Raw genomic sequence first — 16,445 nt, forward strand, 5'->3', positions numbered from 1 at the left:
GACCGAAAACCCACCACTGTGCGCTACATTCCGGCAGTGAAACGCGCGGTTGGTGAACTCTGGAGTGGTGGACGCGGGAAGATTCTACTCGCCGTTGCCTTCGGCTGGTTCCTATCGATCAGCGTTCGGATGATCTACCCGGCGGTGTTACCACATATTCGCGGCACGTACGATCTTACACTGACGACATCTGGGTTCCTCTTGACGGTCCTCTGGATCGCGTATGCGTCTGGCCAACTTCCTGGTGGAATCCTCGCTGACTGGATAGGAGAGCGCCCACTATTGATCACCAGTTCGCTCCTCGCCGCGGCGATGCTCGCGCTCGTTATCGTCGCGGACTCGGCGGTCATTCTGTTTTCAGCGACAGCGTTGTTCGGTGCAGGGACAGCACTGTACGGCGTCTCGAGGTTCACTATTTTGGGAAAGATCTATTCCGAGCAACTTGGCACAGCGACGGGTGCGACGATGGCTGCTGGCGATATCGGGAACGCGGTGATGCCACCCGCTGCCGGATTCATTGCGACCGCAATGGCCTGGCAGTACGGATTCGGGCTCGCCGTTCCGCTTTTCCTGCTCGCTGCAGTTGGTCTCTGGGCGACGCTTCCAAAACGGATGTCAGCAGCGACATCACTCCGCGAGTCTATCGCGCTCGGAGATATTCTCTCAACGTTGTCTCAACCGATTGTGCTGCGAGGAACCGTCTTACTCGTACTCTGGGCCGTAATCATTCAGGCATTCATGGGCTTCTATCCGACGTATTTGATCGACGTGAAGGGGCTCTCAGCACGGATCGCAACCGCTCTGTTCGGCTTCTTTTTCGCGCTCGGTATCTTGATGAAGCCCGTTGCGGGTCGGGCCTACGATAGTATCGGCGTTCGAATTCCGCTGTTAGCACTCATGAGTGTGGCAAGTCTGGCTCTTGCCGCGCTTCCGTTCGTCGAAGCAGCGTGGCTGTTCGTCCCCGTGACTGTGCTAGCGAGTAGTCTTCTGGGATTCGAAACAATCGTGATATCAGATCTTACTCGGCGACTTCCGGAGGGAACACAGGGAACGAATTTAGGTGCGCTTCGGACAGTCTATCTCGCGCTCGGCGCGTTGAGTCCGGTCCTCTTCGGGGCGATCGCCGAGCAAGGATACTTCGACGAGGCATTCCTCGGCATCGCCGGTCTGGCTGCTATCGTCGCCCTCACTGTGTTCGCTTCGATCGATTATTGATTGACCAGGTCGGAGTACATCGAAGAGACCGCCGACAGCGAGATGTTTCAGGAACTCGTCGCGACGAAGTACTACGACGACCAACTCGAGTTTGAGACCGTCAAGCAGCTGGTCGGCGCTGAGACCGCGCAACGACTCCGCCTGCTCAAGACGGACCTCGAGGATGAACCACTCGATATCTCCGCTCCCGACGACGTCGACATCTACGACGGGGATGCGACGGCGGTCGACACCGCAGACGACGATCGATGAGCGGCTGCCCGCAGCTCCGAAGGTCGTGGCCGATACTATCGCACTCGTTAGCCTTGCCGTCCCCGTGCCGACGCGGCCTACGCCACCGATTCCGTCCCGTATCCGCTTCAGTACCTCCTCACGTCATGGAAAGTGTTCGTGCCGCCGGAGATGGTCCGGGCCGGCCTCGGCGAACGAGACGTCCTCAAGTCCTAACTGGACCATCGGCCAGATGTAGTCGGCCTACGTGGTGCTGGGAGAAAGGCACGCATCACTCCCATCCTCCGAGGTTGTGACTAAATAGCGCGGAACCGAAAGGGCGGAGCGGAGATCACCTACATTTGTGTCTCCTGCATCAACGGTCCACGCGGATACTATCCGATCGTAAATACTCTACCCTGAAGTAATGCTCGCAGAATTTGACCTCCACCTGCGAAATAATATTTCATCAGAAATGTGGTTGGGAGGCGGTCACCCCTCCCCCGCCTACAAGCGAAACCTGCGTATTACCCTCGGTGTGCCAATGGAGCAACGAACGGTATCATCCCCGGCTACCGTGAATGGACGTTTCACAACGAAGGGTGAAAAACTCTCTTTCATATCTTTTCCGAAGTTCAGACCGATGGTAACGCGAGCGCGTCCGACTCAGTCACGGACAGCCTCGGAATCTCTGAGGCCGCTCACGAGAACGACGGAAGGACTTCTTCTCGGTACATCTCCAGGAGGGCGTCCTGGTCGTCCCCGATCTGCATTACGTAGACGTGATCGTACCCAGTGTCGATCGCCTCCTGAATCGCGTCGATGTGTTGTTGGGCGTCCGGTCCGGTCATGATGCTGCTCTCCGCGATATCCTCTTCCGAAACCATCTGTGTCGCCTGCTCGAAGTGTTTCGGCGTCGGCAAGACGGAGTTCAGTTCCCCTTTCAGACCCGCTATCGGCCACTGTTCATGTGCGGTGGAGACGGCCCCGTCCTTGCTGTCGGCGACGCAGGCTTGGAGTTGGCAGAAACGGGGACCCTCCCCGCCGTGTTGTTCCCACGTCTCGACGACGTCTTGGGGGCCGACCGACCAGAACCCGTCGCCGAAATCGGCTGCCGCTTTCGCGGCGCGCTCGCCGTACGCCGACACGCAGATCGGCGGCCGTTCCTCAGGGAGCGTGAACAGTTTCGCGTTCTCGACAGTGTAATGTTCGCCGCGGTGACTGACCTGCTGGCCCGTCCAGAGCTCGTCGATCACCTCAACCGCCTCCTCGAGCATCTCCAGGCGGACTTCGTGCTCTGGCCAGTGATCGCCGATGACATGCTCGTTGAGCAGTTCGCCCGTCCCGACGCCGGCGAAGAACTGCCGACCGTCGAACATCGCCGCCGTCGTCGCGGCCGCCTGCGCGTAGATCGCCGGGTGGATGCGTACGATCGGCGCCGAGACGCCCACGCCGACATCGATCTCGTCGGTCGCTGCAGCGACACCGCCGAGCGTCGACCAGACGAACGGCGCGTCGCCTTGCGCGCTGATCCACGGGTGGAAGTGGTCCGAGATCGAGAGGAAATCGAAGCCGATCGCTTCGGCCCGCGTCGCGTACTCGACCAGATCGTTCGGGTGGTGCTCTTCGCTCGAAAGGGTAAATCCGATTTCGGTCATGTCTGTGAAGTTCAGGCGTCACGCGGTTACTCGGAGGCCGCTGCAAACTCCTCGACGATCGCATCCGTAAACGCGTCCAGATCGTCGGGGTTGCGGCTCGTCACGACGCCGTCGTCGACGACGACCTCCTGATCGGTCCATTCGCCTCCCGCGTTCTCGACGTCCGTCCGTAGACTGGCGTAGGAAGTCAGCTCGCGATTATCGACGACGCCGGCTTCGACCAGCGTCCACGGACCGTGACAGATCGACCCGATCGGCTTGTTCTCTGCTCGATGCTGTTTTATTAAATCAACCCCATCTTCGTCGGCGCGAAGATTGTCCGCACCGACGGTCCCGCCGGGAACGATCAGCGCATCGTACTCGTCGGCGGACACCTCGGAGAAGCGTTTGTCGACACTGTACGCATCCGCTTCGTCGAGATCGTTGTTGACGGTCTGGGCGTCGCCGGTGTCGCTACTGAGAACGACGACGTCGGCACCGGCGTCCGAAACGGTCTCTTTTGGTTCGGTGAACTCGACTTCTTCAGTGCCTTCCTGCGCGACGAGAATTCCGACGCTCACTCCGTCGAGGGGTTGCCGGTCGGTTGTGCTCATGCAGGTGTATTCGCTACCGGTATACGGTTAAAGATTTTTCTCACGTCGAGGTAAGTATCAAACTATTAGTTATATAAGTTATAAGTATTTTTCCCGGAATTAGCGCTAATCGGAGGGCTGGCCAGCCGGCGCGGCCAGTGAACGTGTGGCGCCGTCGCCGCGAGCGGAACTCGTACAGTTCAATCGTGCACCAGCACGTCGAGCACGTCGACGCCGTCACGGGCGAGTGCGTCCTCGAGCGCTCGTTCGATCTCATCGGGATCCTCCACGAGTTCTGCGCGCCCCCCGTGGCTCTCGGCGTTCTGTACGATGTCGACCCGCGGGTCGAAGTCCATGCCGACGAACTCGTGGTCTTCCTCGTCACCGCCTAGTAGGTCGAGCGTGTTGTCCTTCAGGATCCGGTAGTTGCGGTTGTCGGCAACGACGACGGTGAGATCGAGGTCGTAGCGCGCCGCGCTGTAGATCGCGTTCGGGTAGTAGAGGTAGGACCCGTCGCCGACGAAACCGATCACCTCGCGCGGATTGTCTCGCTGGCGTTCGGCGATCGCCCCGCCGATCGACGCGGGGAGGCCGTAGCCGAGGCCGCCACCTTTGTTGGTGACGTACTGTTCCGGATCGAAGTCCCAGCGCGTTTTGATGGGAAACATCGACGTGACGCTCTCGTCGACGACGTAGGCGCCGTCCGCGACCCGTTTCATCGTGTCGATGAGCTGTGCTTTCGACGGGCGGGGATCGTCCTCGGCGTCCCCCTCGCCGACGCCGGCTAACCTGTCGTCGGCCGTCTCTTTGATATCGCGCACCGTTTCGAGTCGCGCCGCGACCGTCTCCTCGGAGATGTTCGGCCGGATGCGTTCGATGAGTTCCTGCAGGACCAACCCGAGGTCGCCGACGACCGCCGCGTCGGCGGGATGGTTCTTGCCCACTTCCCAGGCGTCGTCCCCGACGTGAACGCAGGTCGTGTCGGGATCGACCAGCGGTTGTTCGTGACGCGTCAGTGTCGTGTTCGTCGATGTCCCGGCGAACAAGATCGTGTCGGCGTCCAGCAGCTCCGCCGCACGCTCTTCGTCCGGCGGAACGTACGAGATCCACTGCTCGTGATCGGTCGCAAAGTCGATCTCACTTGCGTGGATTTCGCCGTAGACGTGGGCGCCTGTTGACTCCGCGAGTTCGACCGCAGCGGCGACGGCTTCCTCACCGGAGCGAGCGATCTGATCGCCGACGACGATCGCTACGTCGTCGCTGTCGGCGTCGACGAGCAGGTCGGCGGCGCGCTCAAGTTGCGCCGGGTCGCCGCTCCCCGCGTTGGGAATCTCGCCCAGACGCTCGGGGTCGGCGTCCGTCTCCGCCATCATCACGTCCAGCGGCAGGCCGAGAAAGACCGGGCCGGTCGGCGGCGTTAGCGCGACCCGGAACGCTCGCCGGAGCATCGTCGGCAACGCTTCGACGTCGAGCACTTCGTCGGACCACTTGCAGAACTGGTCGGCTAGATCAGCAAGTTCCCCCGCTAGGGCCGGTTCCTCGTGACGGAAATCGGTGCTCTGGTTGCCGGCAGTGACGACGACGGGTGCGCCCGCCCGCTTGGCGGCGTAGATGTTTCCCAGACCGTGCGCCAGTCCGGGCGCGATGTGCAGGTTTACGACGCCGACGGGGTTGACCGAGTCGTCGTGATGCGCGTGGTATCGCCGCGTTTGCGCGTATCCCGATGCCATCCCAACCGCGACGTCTTCGTGGGCCCCTAGCACGTACTCGAGATCAGTCTGTCCGATCGCCTCCAGTACCGGGAGCTCTGTCGTACCTGGGTTCCCGAACACGTAGTCGACGTCGTAGGACTCGAGCGCGTCGACGAAGAGGTCGGCGCCTGTGTACTCTCCCTCGTCTTCGACCGTTCTATCCGCCATAGGTCATCACCAGCGCCCAGTTAATTAAACCCCGTGCCTGACGGTGATAACCTTTCTCACAGTCACGTAGTTGGAACCTCCACTAGTAGAGGTACGTATCAAACGAGGTTTACTACTCTCAAACGAGATCGGTACTAATTCTTGCCGTGCTTGACTTCCGGTGATTTAGAAGTCAAGCACGCCAGAAATAATCGCTTGGATTACGCTGACGCTCTCGAAATAGCACTTGGACTCGATCGTAATTAGGGCATCGAGATGGTTCGATATACCCATCTGCGGACGTACGACAGTGATGGAAATCCGATCCAAGACGGTCACGATCTTGACAGCAGTCTCGTCAACAGCGACCCGCGACGGCGACGCCGTCAGTGGGTCATGTCCGCTGTCAGCCAGCCGATGCACTAATTCCAGACCGCTCCATGCGAGGAGGGATTACTAACCGTCTATACAGACGGATTTCGAGCCTACGTCTCGCTAGAAGACGATGAGAACATCCGCCGGGAAGGATCCCCGGAGTCGGGGCAATAGAGGGGCACGCATCGGGCGCGAACGCTTCAGGGTGCGAACACGGACCGAACGCAACCGTCCTCTTTCTCCCGGAACATCTCGTAGCCGCGGGGGGAGTCCTCCAGCGAGAACTGGTGCGTCGCCAGATACGACGGGTCGACGTCGTGCGTGGCAATCACGCCGAAAGCCTCTCGAAGATCCTCTTCTTCGTCCTCGTCGTCCCAGCCGGCAACTTGATAGGGACCGTAGGGAAGCCAGTTCGATTCGTATTCGACGCCGAAGTAGTGGTGCCACTGTCGGACGAGGTAGAACGCGTCCGCTCGACCGTCGGCCTCTCGAACGTTCCAAATCTTCGGGTTCGGTCGTGTCGTCTCGTCTGCTGTTCGGGGTGATATCATCGATCTGCCTCCGTACTGTCGGCCTGTTCCATCTTTTCGAGTTCCGAGTTATCCTGCCGACCGAGAGTCGTCACCATTCGCTCGCGTTTTCTCTCGGCCTCTCGTGCCGCCTCCAGGTACTCGGCGAAAGCGACGATACTCTCGACGTCGTCCTCGTCAAGCCGCTTGAGGACCTGCTCGAGATCACGGCCTTCGAGCTCACGGAGCACGAGATCTAGGTCGCGGAGACCGTTGAACACGCGCTCTCGAATCCGGTATCGGGCGTCACGTTCAGACTGTTCGTTTGCGTAGTCAGTCCCACCGAACAGATACCGCCGGTCTGTATCCGTGAGGATCCCTCGAGGTCGATCAGTTTCGCTGTTCATGGATTCGTAGTCACCTCTGGATCGGGGCGATCAGTTTCCGGCTGTAGTGAGCAGGTTGGCCTGTGGATTGCCGAGAGTTTTATCGGTCCCGAAAGCGTTGAACGTCTGTGTTCCCCCACATTGACTGATAACGACGATATCCGTCGGGTACCGATCGAGTGTGCAAAGTGCGGAGCAATCTTGCCTGCGCGGATCAAGCCAGACGGATCAGTCGAACCCCTCGGACAGAAGACCGTGTGCGACTGCGATGAGTCGGATTTCCAGATCGTCGATAAGGACGATCCCGCTGACGAGTGGGAAGCGAGCTGATGACAAGAGACTGGATAATCCTCTCCCTTTTCCGGACAAGGAACCTCAATGTTACTGTGGGCACTGGATTGTTGGCCCAACCATGATTCAGTAACCCACATCTATTCATCACCACCATTGCGTTTAGTTCCGCCCGTCATGTTCCCACCTCGAAGGTTTCTCGCTCACAGCCAGGACACTCGTATTTCCACGTCTCGCCGATGCTGGGTCCTCCTGAGAGGTGTCGAACGTCCCACTCGTCTTCGTCCCACGGCTCGCCGCAGTTGTGACACTCCGCTTCATCGAGTTCGTGATCGGCCGGGAGCGGCCTGGTCACAACGCAATCCACCATCACATCGCCTAGGCTGGGGACCTCGGATCGGTCACCGCTCGAGTCCGTCCCGCCGTCAGTGACGAGCCGTTCGCCGCTGAAACTCGAGAGGTCAGCCTGGTGTTCGGCACGGCCGACGATCTCGAACGCCGGCGCTCCGAGATAGGACTTACCGTAGCGACAGTATGCGTCGCCGTTGCGAGCGATCAACTCGTTCTTCCCGCGCCAATCCGGATCGTCGTCGATGAGGTCGACGCCTGGATCACAGAACGTCACCGTCCACGTCGGCAGGCCGAGTGCTCTCTGTTCGGTCACGGCAACGACCATCTGTTCGCGATCGCCCGGCAGTCGGATCAGATCACCGCGGGCGACGAGCTCGGAAACGTCGCCAGTCGTCCGCGGGAACGTCGGCCGCTCGGACTGGATCGGCGTCAGTCGGCTTCGATCGGAATCGAGACACTGTGCTCGAGTGTCGTCGACGAGGAAGACAATCGCGTACGATGACGGCCCATAGTGACAGCGGTCGTAGTGGGTCCCGACCGCGTCGTCGGCGAGCGTGCCGTCAGGAAAGAGTCCCTGCCACTGACAGTCGAAACAACTCGCGAGATAGCCCGTCTTGGTCGTTCGGATCGTTTCTCGAGGGAGCGGACAACTGATCTGGATGTTCTCGGAATCGGTGATGTGCATCTACCGGTCACCCCCCGGCTGTAGTGTTCGAATTCCGATTGTAGTTTGAGAGAGTTGTCTATACAACGCCGTCACATAACCGACTACAGACTCTCTCGTAGAGTGGCGGTCATCAACCGTTTCACTGGCCCAACCACGAGACGGATCGATGACCGCCACTTCTTCATCAGCAAGAGCGCCGCCTCTGGGAGTGGTCGTTCACGGGGTTCTGTGAGATGGTGATTCGTGCTGCCTGGACAGCCCTCGGTGTGCGCAGAGCTGTCCCAGCGAATCAACCACTCGACGACCGGTTCTTCCGATACCTGTCCCTGAATTGGGGCAGCGCTCGTGAGTGGCTACACTGTCGCGTCGGCGGCGATCCGCCGCCGACAGCGACTGACCGACGTCAGACATCACCATCATCATCACCATCGTTCTAATGGCTATCCAGACATCATAGACGTAGATTCAGTGCCTACTGGTGGAGATCGTGAGTCTCTCGATGTGATCGACTGAGTCTATACCCACGGTGGCGCACGCAGGCCACACATTGATTCGATGCTGTACTCCGGGGTTATTGTTTCTACTGTCTTCTTCTCGCGTGCCAGCCAGACAGCCGTTATGCCTGCGGCCTGCGCACCAACGACGTCCGACTGCAGCGAGTTCCCGATGTGTACCGCTTCGTCGAGAGTCGCCGAAAGAGTGTCGAGTGTCCGGCAAAACGGGTTGGGATCGGGTTTCACACTGCGGCCCGGTTCGGCGTACGTCGTAACATCGAAATATACGTGGATATCTAGCGTGTCGAGTTTCGCGCGCTGGTACACCCGGTCCCTGTTGGTCACGAGCCTAAGACGATAGTTCGAGGCAAGTTGCTCAAGGCTCCAGCGAGCGGGGGCCGATCAAGTACTATTTAGACTGAGTAAAATCGTAATTATTGCCGGCGCGTCGGGCAAGTGGCTTGGGACCGAGTCTCGTGGCTACGATCGCTACTGGTTTTCGGCGTATGCAGACCACATTGACGGACACGAGAACGAATGGGAGCCAGCATGGGACCGAGAGACAGTGACCGCAGAAGCTGACTAGAGCTCAATCAGACACGAAGACACCCAGCGACAGCACTGGACGCCCACCTTGGCGTTCGGTGGTGTTGTTGCACCCTCGAGAGGGGTGGAGGATTTGACAGATGAGCCGATTCAGAGAGCTGAAACAGATTGTACAGCGATCCGAATACTATGAAACCGACACGGGCCGAAAGCTGCGCCTGCGTGCGGAAGCCGAGGTGATTGCTCGTACAGAGTGGTTGGTTCCCGACGGCGGGACCGTAACCGCCGAGGCTACTCAGAGTGAGTCCGAGAAACCGACGTACACGCGGCATGTCGAACCGCCGGAACAGGGCGGGAAGGCGTACGTCCGATGTACGTACTGCGAACGCGAACTGCTGGTCGAACTCGGTGGACAGGACAACCTGTCGCATGCGCCCGGCTGCCCGGAGCGTGAGTCGCGATGAGCGAGTCCACCGACAGCTGGTCTGACGAACGAGTGCAAGCCGAACTCGAAGCAGTTCTGGCCGATCTGCAAACGCTCGAGGAGCACCTGGCCGAGCCGTTGACTCTCTCAGGTGCGATCACTGAGCTCGAGACGACGATCACCATGTACGAGCAGACGGACATGGGGCCTGATAATGCCTGAGTGTTCGAACTGTGGCGCGCACGTCATAGAACAATACAAGCGTGTGTTTGCGGACAACACCGGAACGCTCCACGCCTGTCCGAACTGCCGATCCCAGCGCGAGCGATTTTCAGGAGCAGGGGCCGGGCTAGCGGAGGAGGTCAATCATGGCAACTAAGCAAGTTGAATACGAGTGGTCGGAAACGCCGCCGAGCATTGCAATTATCGAAGCGATCACGAGTCTCGAAAACTGCCCGTCAACCGAGCTGGGACCAACCTACGGGATCGTCTTGTCCGACACGATCGACCCTGAGGCGCTCGATAGACTCGTTACAACCGGCGAATCGGTGTCGGTCACGTTCTCGGTCGGTGAGTATGACGTCAAACTCACCGAGAAGATGCTGCTCGTTCGTGCCACCTGAACCACGAACGCTCGATCAGCAGTGAGTCGTGCGAACTGTAGACTCTGTCTTAGTCTCGATTGGCTCTGTTGAAATCATATTCTTCATATGCATTTTAGCGTGAAACGCATGCTCACTACACGTGCAAACTGAGCATTCGACTTATCATTATTCACGGCTCGTCAGCCTAATTCTGAGGCGTAAGCAATCAAGGAGGCTGAAGGCCAAATGCTTATTAGTCACTGAGACTGTAATATAATAGTGACTGGGGCAAAGTATGTTGGGGAAATCCTTTTAGTTGAGGACAATCCGGGGGATGTCCGTCTTACAAAGGAGATGTTTAAAGAAGTAGGATTTTATGGCACCTATCACGTTGCTACCGATGGTGTTGAGGTATTAGACTTCCTCTATCAGCGTGGCAACTATGTTAACGTATCTCTCCCAGATGTCATCTTTCTTGATTGGCATTTTCCTAAGAAGAGCGGGAAAGAGGTGCTCACGGAGCTAAAGAATGATGAGAATCTTAAACAAATCCCAGTAGTTGTTCTGACGGCAACAGAACCAGAGTTAAATGATCTCAAATCGGAAAATCCTCGAGCAGATGCGTACGTCCTGAAACCATTTGAACCAGAAGACCTTATCAGAATTGTTGAAGAATTTTCTTTGGAGCAAGACATCGTACAATCATAACCCACTATCGATATATACATCACTTGTACTTACGGCAGAGGGTGCCAACCCTATCATGTTCTAAGGATTTCAACAGAGCCTCTCAATCGTACCACTTGGGTTCTCTGTAGCCCTCTGCGCTTCCGACGCGATCGACTGTGGTGTTGCTCACCCCCTCAGAGGGGTGGAGGGAGCGTGTACAAGCAACACACGCTCTCCAAGACTGATCATCATGCCACTCCTAGACGTATACGAACACACGTTCGACGAAGACGTCCCCCTCTCTCGACAGCCGCCCGTCGGAGACGGGGACAGCGAGGAACAGATACTGCCCTACGACGGACTCAGCGCAGACAGCAACACCAAGGAGGATTGATCCTCACCATGACGATCGAGATCCAGAACAGGATGGCGTGGGTGGCGGCGAGCGTGGAGTCGAAGACGGTTGGGGTGCACGGCGAGTGCCTATGACTTTGAGCGATATATTTTGCCCAGAGGAGAAATATGTGTGTCAATCTCGTTGGTAGGAGTATGACAGACGATGTCCGTCACGATGGCCCGCCCCCGTTCGATAGACCCTTCGAAGGCGAAGACACAAAGCAGCGCGTGTACGGTGCGGTGTTACACGCCCGGGAGCCAATGACGGCCGCCGAGATCGCCGAGCGAGCAGACTGCTCGGCGGAGTCGGCACGGACACACCTGTCCTTCTATGCCGACCTCAGCATCGTCATTCGGCATGAAGGCCGGCCAGTCAGGTACGAGCGCAACGATGACTATTTCGAGTGGCGGCGGGTCAACAAGCTGGCGCGGGAGAACACTGTCGACGAGTTGCAGGCCCGCATGTCGGAATTGACCGACCGGATCGAGGAGTACTGCGGCGAATATGGGGTCGACTCGCCCGCCGAAGTCGATGCCCTCGAGTTCGACGCGGAGCGGATCGACGACGTGTACGTGGAGCTCGGTAATTGGGCCACCCTCATCGAGGAACGTCACCTACACGAACGCGCCAGGAGAAAGGCCACCGGCTCGACGGCCCGTCGCATAGCTGAATGGAGACGAGTGGACTAGCAACTCATGCTCTGGTAGGAAAGCAGAACTGCATTCGACGACGTTAGACGAGGACACATTAATGACGCTGCCGCTCGAGTATTTAGCTAGAACCCATGGCAACTGATCGCCACAATCCCCATGCCGATCGCACTGAGGAGCTCGCGACCACGATCGGGCTCTACGTGCTCGGTGAAATCTCCCTTGGGAAGGCTGCAGAGCGGGCTGACGTCACCCGCTGGGAGATGACAGAGATTCTCACTGAGGCCGGTGTTGAGGTTCGCCTTGGCCCACAGACCATGGACGATCTCGAGAATGAGGTCGAGACAGCACTCGACATCGAATGAGCGAGTCGTTTTCGCCGCCGGTTGTTCTTGATGCAACAGTGTTGAGCAACTTCGCGAGCACTGAGTCGGTAACATGGCTTACGTCGGTACTCGAGAATCTAACGACTGTTCCTGCCGTTGAACGGGAACTCCAACGCGGTACCGAGAACGGGTATCCGTATCTTGAGAACGCACTCAAGGCTATCGAGACTGGACACATTCCTCTCGAGGAGAGTGCACCAGAGCAACTCGAGCAAGCGTATCCAACGATTCGAGACCAACTCGACCTTGGTGAGGCAGAAGCATTCGTTGTTGCCGATAGAACTGGTGGTACACTCGTGACCGATGACGGTGCAGCCCGAGACCTTGCTTCTACATACGAGATCGATCTTACGGGTTCTATTGGGATACTCGTTCGTGGTGTTGTTCGAGAGAAACTCACTGTCGAAACAGCTGACAGTTGGCTCACAACCTGGATTGATGAATGCAGTTACTATGCACCAGTTGAGAGTGTCAGTGATGTCCTTCCTGACGAGTATACTCCAGAATAGTTTCTGTACGGGGACCAGTATCGACTTGCGCTGGGTGACAGCAACGGTAGCGGGTCTGCGTAACGCACGACGTCAAACCAGTCGAAACAGAAGAGCGATTCGTCGGTGTCGTCCAGTGTGAGTACTGTGAGATCCCACCGGCAAGCGACGCGCCGAAGTTTCGCTACGAAGTCTTGCCGGATTCGCCCGATCTGACTCCAAGATTCACAGACGGGTGGTTGGACCCGGACTGACGGAACTCCAGCGAGCGTATCTAACCGAATTGGCGGTTGGCGAGGACGAAGAACTGCCGTCCCGCAAAGAGATAGAAGGGCGGATCGGCGTCGAAGAGATGCAGTTCCAAACCTCACTCGCTCTCGAAGATAGGAGGCTTCTCGTAAAACACTCCACCAGTAATTACGAGATCACGCAGGCAGGGGCGACGAGTACTGAACCGTGACCAGTAGCTGATAGCCGACACTACAAGTCGTGGATATACGTTGGACGGTTAGCTGCCGGATGCCCGCTTGGGCATCTGCAGGCCTCTAGGGACGATAGTCGACGGTGATACCAGCTGTTGACGGGTTCGAGTCTGCCAGGCCGTTCCTGGAATGCGGATCCAGGTGGCTATCTCACCGGCATCAAGATACTCTTTCACTCCATTACAGCCCTAATGCCAGAGGTCGCCACGCGAGTTGGACACCCCATCGCGGACGCTTCACTCCATCTCTGCTCTGACTGCGCCGACGAATGGGAACGTATCGCGACTGACGTGGTTCGCGAACCTACAGTTTGCTGTGCATGCGACCGTCTGGAGGATGGCCACGTGTGGAAGTGTGCCGAGGTCGTCCCCGCAACTGTGGCTCGGGCACTTCGGCACCCTGATGTGGATGATGAGATGGTACCCGTCTGCCTAGACTGCTACGAGTGGATTCGAAGTCTCCCATCTACGAGTGTTGAAACATCGGTCGCGGATGCTCCGACGTGGGAACAGGTAGTGTGATAGCTTTGTCAGCGACCTATGTGAGTACTTATTATATTCTGTTCTAGATGATAGTCATGGACACTAATCTAAACTCACGTCGTCACTTTATTTGTGCTGGTGCAATCGGTCTCAGCACCAGTCTCGCTGGCTGTGTCTTTAACCAATCTGAGGACCCCGCTAAATATGACCCTGACTACGACAGAGAAAACCCCGACTACGAACCCGACGGGCCGACCAACGAATACCCCGGAGAACCGCCCGTCCTCTTCAATACCTCTAAGCGAGGGAAGTTCGACCACCAAGACCTCTTCCTCTTTCTCCCAGACAAAGACCTCCCTCTCGATGCACCAGACATCGGCGGTATAATCGAACACGAAGACAATTCAATAGTCCGTATCGAAATCCTCGATGCAGACACCGCAAAGGCAACCTTCACCAACACGGACGTGCGCCGAGACACCAAACTCTACCTCCGCATCCGCGACGCAGACAACAACTGGGAAAAAGTCGAAGCCATCCTGTTCTCCACCCCCGAAAACGCCTACGACACCCACGAAGTCAAATTCGACATCTCCGAGGTTAACCTCCCAACGAGTACAGGCGGCATCTGCATCCTGACAGGAAACGACACCCACGCGAGTGATGCCTCGGAAATGAGTTACAAAATACACCAGTTCGTTGGAATCCCATACAACAACGGCATCAAGTGGATGAACAGCGAGAACTTCAACTACACTCGGTGGCGAACCGAAACTGGCATCGCTCGGAAAGAAGCCCCGAAAGGAGTGAACGGAAGCAAAGTCGAAGAACCTGCCGGACTTGTTGACGACATCGACACAGACGATGAACGCATCGTCTTCCTTGCCAGCCGCACCAATACTACGGAAGAAGTCATCGGCGTCTCTGCCCACATCGACCACAAGCCCGCCCGTGACTACAAGAACGGAAGTGAACGGCACCAGTACCGCTACGGAATCAAGTACGAAGCTCACTACGCGACTGACATCAGCCACTTCCAAGAACTCGCTGAGAAAACCGCCAGCGTCATCGACGCCCTCGGCATCACCGATAAGCGCCGCCGCCTCGAAGCCCTTGGCGACCTCATCCAGACCATCCCCTACCTCCGGCAAGGCAACGACCCTTCCCCTACCGTTGTCGCCTACGACATGGCAGGAGACTGCTCCTCAAAGAGCATCCTGATGTCCTGCATCCTTCAGAACGACCCGTGGAACATGATGCCCGCCTTCCTCGATTCCGAAATCCAAGGAGTCGGTCACTGGACAATTGGCATCAACGTAGACGACCTCGGTAACGCAGACACGTCCAACATGTTCACCATCGAATCCGACGAATCTGACCTTGATGCAGAGTACGCCTTCTTCGATATGACCATCGACTCCTATATCGGACGGAAAACCCCGGGCATCGAACAAGAAGAATTCTTCGACCTCGGAGACTTCACGTACTACCCCGGTCGCCGCGCTAACGACCCGCCGAACTACTGAGGCCGCTCCCCCGCCGGCCAGAGACCGGCGTTAGAGCCCCCAACCCTCAAGTGGTGTGTCAATTGGGGGGAAGCTGCCTGAAATTTGGCACCGATACCACGGGCCCTTCTACTGAGTTCTGGAATCAACTAGTGGTGTTTATCGCCCCAGTAGCGGTGAAGGGGCTGATCAGTTGTCCTCTTCGGAGTTATCGATGGCAACGAGAGACATCTACACGACTATGTTTGGCAAAGGCGTTCAGACGACTACAACTAACTGTCCAGACTGTGGCAGCAGCGTTCGAACGACTGACTGCGAGACGATTTGTGAGGACTGTGGACTGATCCTTGAAGACAACCAACTAGACCGAGGACCAGACTGGGGTCGACATGACGGGCAGGGATCCAAGAGACGGACCGGCGCCCCGCTGACACCGACACGCCACGATCGAGGCCTCTCTACCGAAATCGGGTACAAGCAAGACGGACATGGAAACACTCTCTCGAGCACGAAGCGCCGACAATTGAACCGGCTGCGTCGCGAACAGTCCCGTGCCCGGTGGCAGTCAAAAGCTGAACGGAACCTCGCCTATGGACTCGGTGAAATCCGTCGAATCGTCGCTAGTCTCGGCCTCGCACAGAGTATCCGGGATCAGGCGTGTTCGCTGTTCCGAACTGCACAGTCTGAACAGCTCTGTCGCGGACGATCGCTCGAGGCGGTAGCTGCAGCTAGTGTCTACGCAACAACTCGGTGTAATGGACTCGGACGATCACGGGCAGAAGTCGCAGCCTGTGCACGCTGTGATCAGCAGAGACTCACCAACGCCTACACCGCGATGAACGTCGAACTCGAGTTACCGACACAGCCGATTACAGCAACAGATCGGATTCCCAGGCTTGCGACAGAACTCGAGGTTCTGGACCACGTGTGTCGACGAGCACTCAAGCTCGCACAGACGGCACGCGAACGCGGAATGACGATCGGCCGCCGGCCGAGTGGCGTCGCAGCGGGCTGTCTCTATCTCGCTGCCCAGCGAGTCGGATTCTGTCTCTCTCAGCAGCAGATCGCCGATGTGGCAGGAACATCACCGAACACGCTCCGCAGTCGGCGAGACGAGTTACTCGAGATTGAAGCCGAAACCTGATCGTCGCAACCCAGATGAGACACTTGTAACGGAGCCGCTCGAGCGCTCCCTCGAGTGTGTTT

19 protein-coding genes and 5 pseudogenes are annotated in these 16,445 nt (G+C 57.8%); 16 read left to right on the top strand and 8 right to left on the bottom strand.

Going from position 1 to position 16,445, the window contains the following annotated elements:
• Positions 1–18 precede the first annotated feature (18 nt).
• On the top strand, positions 19–1,215 hold the full coding sequence (locus HYG81_RS40955; protein WP_226778304.1) for an MFS transporter: 1,197 nt from the start codon (positions 19–21) through the stop codon (positions 1,213–1,215).
• 12 nt (positions 1,216–1,227) lie between these two features.
• A pseudogene (locus HYG81_RS40960) lies at positions 1,228–1,467 on the top strand (hypothetical protein); the annotation flags it as partial.
• Positions 1,468–2,126: 659 nt separating this feature from the next.
• Here HYG81_RS40960 and HYG81_RS40970 read toward each other — a convergent pair.
• From HYG81_RS40970 to HYG81_RS41000, 7 genes and pseudogenes are all read right to left on the bottom strand, one after another.
• The gene (locus HYG81_RS40970) at positions 2,127–3,083 is read right to left on the bottom strand and encodes a TIGR03557 family F420-dependent LLM class oxidoreductase (protein WP_226778305.1); all 957 of its coding nucleotides are present in this window, start codon (positions 3,081–3,083) and stop codon (positions 2,127–2,129) included.
• A 26-nt stretch (positions 3,084–3,109) separates the two neighbouring features.
• Positions 3,110–3,676, bottom strand: a complete 567-nt coding sequence (locus HYG81_RS40975) for a type 1 glutamine amidotransferase domain-containing protein (protein WP_226043059.1) — start codon at positions 3,674–3,676, stop codon at positions 3,110–3,112.
• A 179-nt stretch (positions 3,677–3,855) separates the two neighbouring features.
• Positions 3,856–5,574 (bottom strand): thiamine pyrophosphate-binding protein, encoded by a 1,719-nt coding sequence (locus HYG81_RS40980; protein ID WP_226778306.1) that lies wholly within the window; start codon positions 5,572–5,574, stop codon positions 3,856–3,858.
• A 318-nt stretch (positions 5,575–5,892) separates the two neighbouring features.
• Positions 5,893–5,999, bottom strand: a pseudogene (locus tag HYG81_RS40985) (IS6 family transposase); the annotation flags it as partial.
• A gap of 129 nt (positions 6,000–6,128) precedes the next feature.
• Complete coding sequence (locus HYG81_RS40990; RefSeq protein WP_226778408.1) at positions 6,129–6,479, bottom strand: hypothetical protein; 351 nt, start codon at positions 6,477–6,479, stop codon at positions 6,129–6,131.
• Positions 6,476–6,844: a DUF8102 family protein gene (locus tag HYG81_RS40995; protein ID WP_226778307.1), complete on the bottom strand. Its 369-nt coding sequence runs from the start codon at positions 6,842–6,844 to the stop codon at positions 6,476–6,478. The genes HYG81_RS40990 and HYG81_RS40995 overlap by 4 nt, the downstream gene beginning before the upstream one ends.
• A 445-nt stretch (positions 6,845–7,289) precedes the next feature.
• On the bottom strand, positions 7,290–8,150 hold the full coding sequence (locus tag HYG81_RS41000; protein WP_226778308.1) for a hypothetical protein: 861 nt from the start codon (positions 8,148–8,150) through the stop codon (positions 7,290–7,292).
• A 176-nt stretch (positions 8,151–8,326) separates the two neighbouring features.
• Here HYG81_RS41000 and HYG81_RS41005 point away from each other — a divergent pair.
• A pseudogene (locus tag HYG81_RS41005) lies at positions 8,327–8,449 on the top strand (ISH3 family transposase); the annotation flags it as partial.
• 198 nt (positions 8,450–8,647) lie between these two features.
• On the opposite strand, the pseudogene HYG81_RS41010 reads toward HYG81_RS41005, so the two are convergent.
• A pseudogene (locus HYG81_RS41010) lies at positions 8,648–9,001 on the bottom strand (HAD family hydrolase); the annotation flags it as partial.
• A 61-nt stretch (positions 9,002–9,062) separates the two neighbouring features.
• On the opposite strand from HYG81_RS41010, the gene HYG81_RS45910 reads away from it, so the two are divergent.
• The 13 genes and pseudogenes from HYG81_RS45910 to HYG81_RS45615 all read left to right on the top strand — a co-directional run bounded on the left by HYG81_RS45910 (position 9,063) and on the right by HYG81_RS45615 (position 16,383).
• Entirely contained in the window at positions 9,063–9,212 is a 150-nt protein-coding gene (locus HYG81_RS45910) for a DUF7567 family protein (RefSeq protein ID WP_425607573.1), read from the top strand.
• Between the two features lie 100 nt (positions 9,213–9,312).
• The gene (locus HYG81_RS41015) at positions 9,313–9,636 is read left to right on the top strand and encodes a DUF8118 domain-containing protein (RefSeq protein WP_226778310.1); all 324 of its coding nucleotides are present in this window, start codon (positions 9,313–9,315) and stop codon (positions 9,634–9,636) included.
• A complete protein-coding gene (locus HYG81_RS41020; protein ID WP_226778311.1) occupies positions 9,633–9,818 on the top strand; it encodes a hypothetical protein in 186 nt (61 codons plus the stop codon). Before HYG81_RS41015 ends, HYG81_RS41020 begins: the two co-directional genes overlap by 4 nt.
• Entirely contained in the window at positions 9,811–9,975 is a 165-nt protein-coding gene (locus tag HYG81_RS45915; RefSeq protein ID WP_425607568.1) for a DUF7563 family protein, read from the top strand. The genes HYG81_RS41020 and HYG81_RS45915 overlap by 8 nt, the downstream gene beginning before the upstream one ends.
• A complete protein-coding gene (locus HYG81_RS41025; RefSeq protein ID WP_226778312.1) occupies positions 9,965–10,219 on the top strand; it encodes a HalOD1 output domain-containing protein in 255 nt (84 codons plus the stop codon). Before HYG81_RS45915 ends, HYG81_RS41025 begins: the two co-directional genes overlap by 11 nt.
• A gap of 240 nt (positions 10,220–10,459) precedes the next feature.
• On the top strand, positions 10,460–10,888 hold the full coding sequence (locus tag HYG81_RS41030) for a response regulator (protein WP_226778313.1): 429 nt from the start codon (positions 10,460–10,462) through the stop codon (positions 10,886–10,888).
• A gap of 211 nt (positions 10,889–11,099) precedes the next feature.
• Complete coding sequence (locus HYG81_RS41035) at positions 11,100–11,243, top strand: hypothetical protein (RefSeq protein WP_226778314.1); 144 nt, start codon at positions 11,100–11,102, stop codon at positions 11,241–11,243.
• 155 nt (positions 11,244–11,398) lie between these two features.
• Entirely contained in the window at positions 11,399–11,935 is a 537-nt protein-coding gene (locus HYG81_RS41040; protein ID WP_226778315.1) for a DUF7342 family protein, read from the top strand.
• A 95-nt stretch (positions 11,936–12,030) separates the two neighbouring features.
• Entirely contained in the window at positions 12,031–12,261 is a 231-nt protein-coding gene (locus HYG81_RS41045) for a DUF7317 family protein (RefSeq protein WP_226778316.1), read from the top strand.
• Positions 12,258–12,791 carry a PIN domain-containing protein gene (locus HYG81_RS41050; RefSeq protein ID WP_226778317.1) on the top strand — a complete coding sequence of 178 codons (534 nt, stop codon included), beginning with the start codon at positions 12,258–12,260 and terminating at the stop codon, positions 12,789–12,791. The genes HYG81_RS41045 and HYG81_RS41050 overlap by 4 nt, the downstream gene beginning before the upstream one ends.
• A 1,029-nt stretch (positions 12,792–13,820) precedes the next feature.
• Positions 13,821–15,260, top strand: a complete 1,440-nt coding sequence (locus HYG81_RS41055; protein ID WP_226778318.1) for a hypothetical protein — start codon at positions 13,821–13,823, stop codon at positions 15,258–15,260.
• Positions 15,261–15,480: 220 nt separating this feature from the next.
• Positions 15,481–16,065 (top strand): annotated as a pseudogene (locus tag HYG81_RS45610) (transcription initiation factor IIB); the annotation flags it as partial.
• 9 nt (positions 16,066–16,074) lie between these two features.
• Positions 16,075–16,383, top strand: a complete 309-nt coding sequence (locus tag HYG81_RS45615; RefSeq protein WP_340674451.1) for a transcription initiation factor IIB family protein — start codon at positions 16,075–16,077, stop codon at positions 16,381–16,383.
• Positions 16,384–16,445 lie beyond the last annotated feature (62 nt).

This window comes from Natrinema zhouii (assembly GCF_013456555.2).
Classification (GTDB): domain Archaea; phylum Halobacteriota; class Halobacteria; order Halobacteriales; family Natrialbaceae; genus Natrinema; species Natrinema zhouii.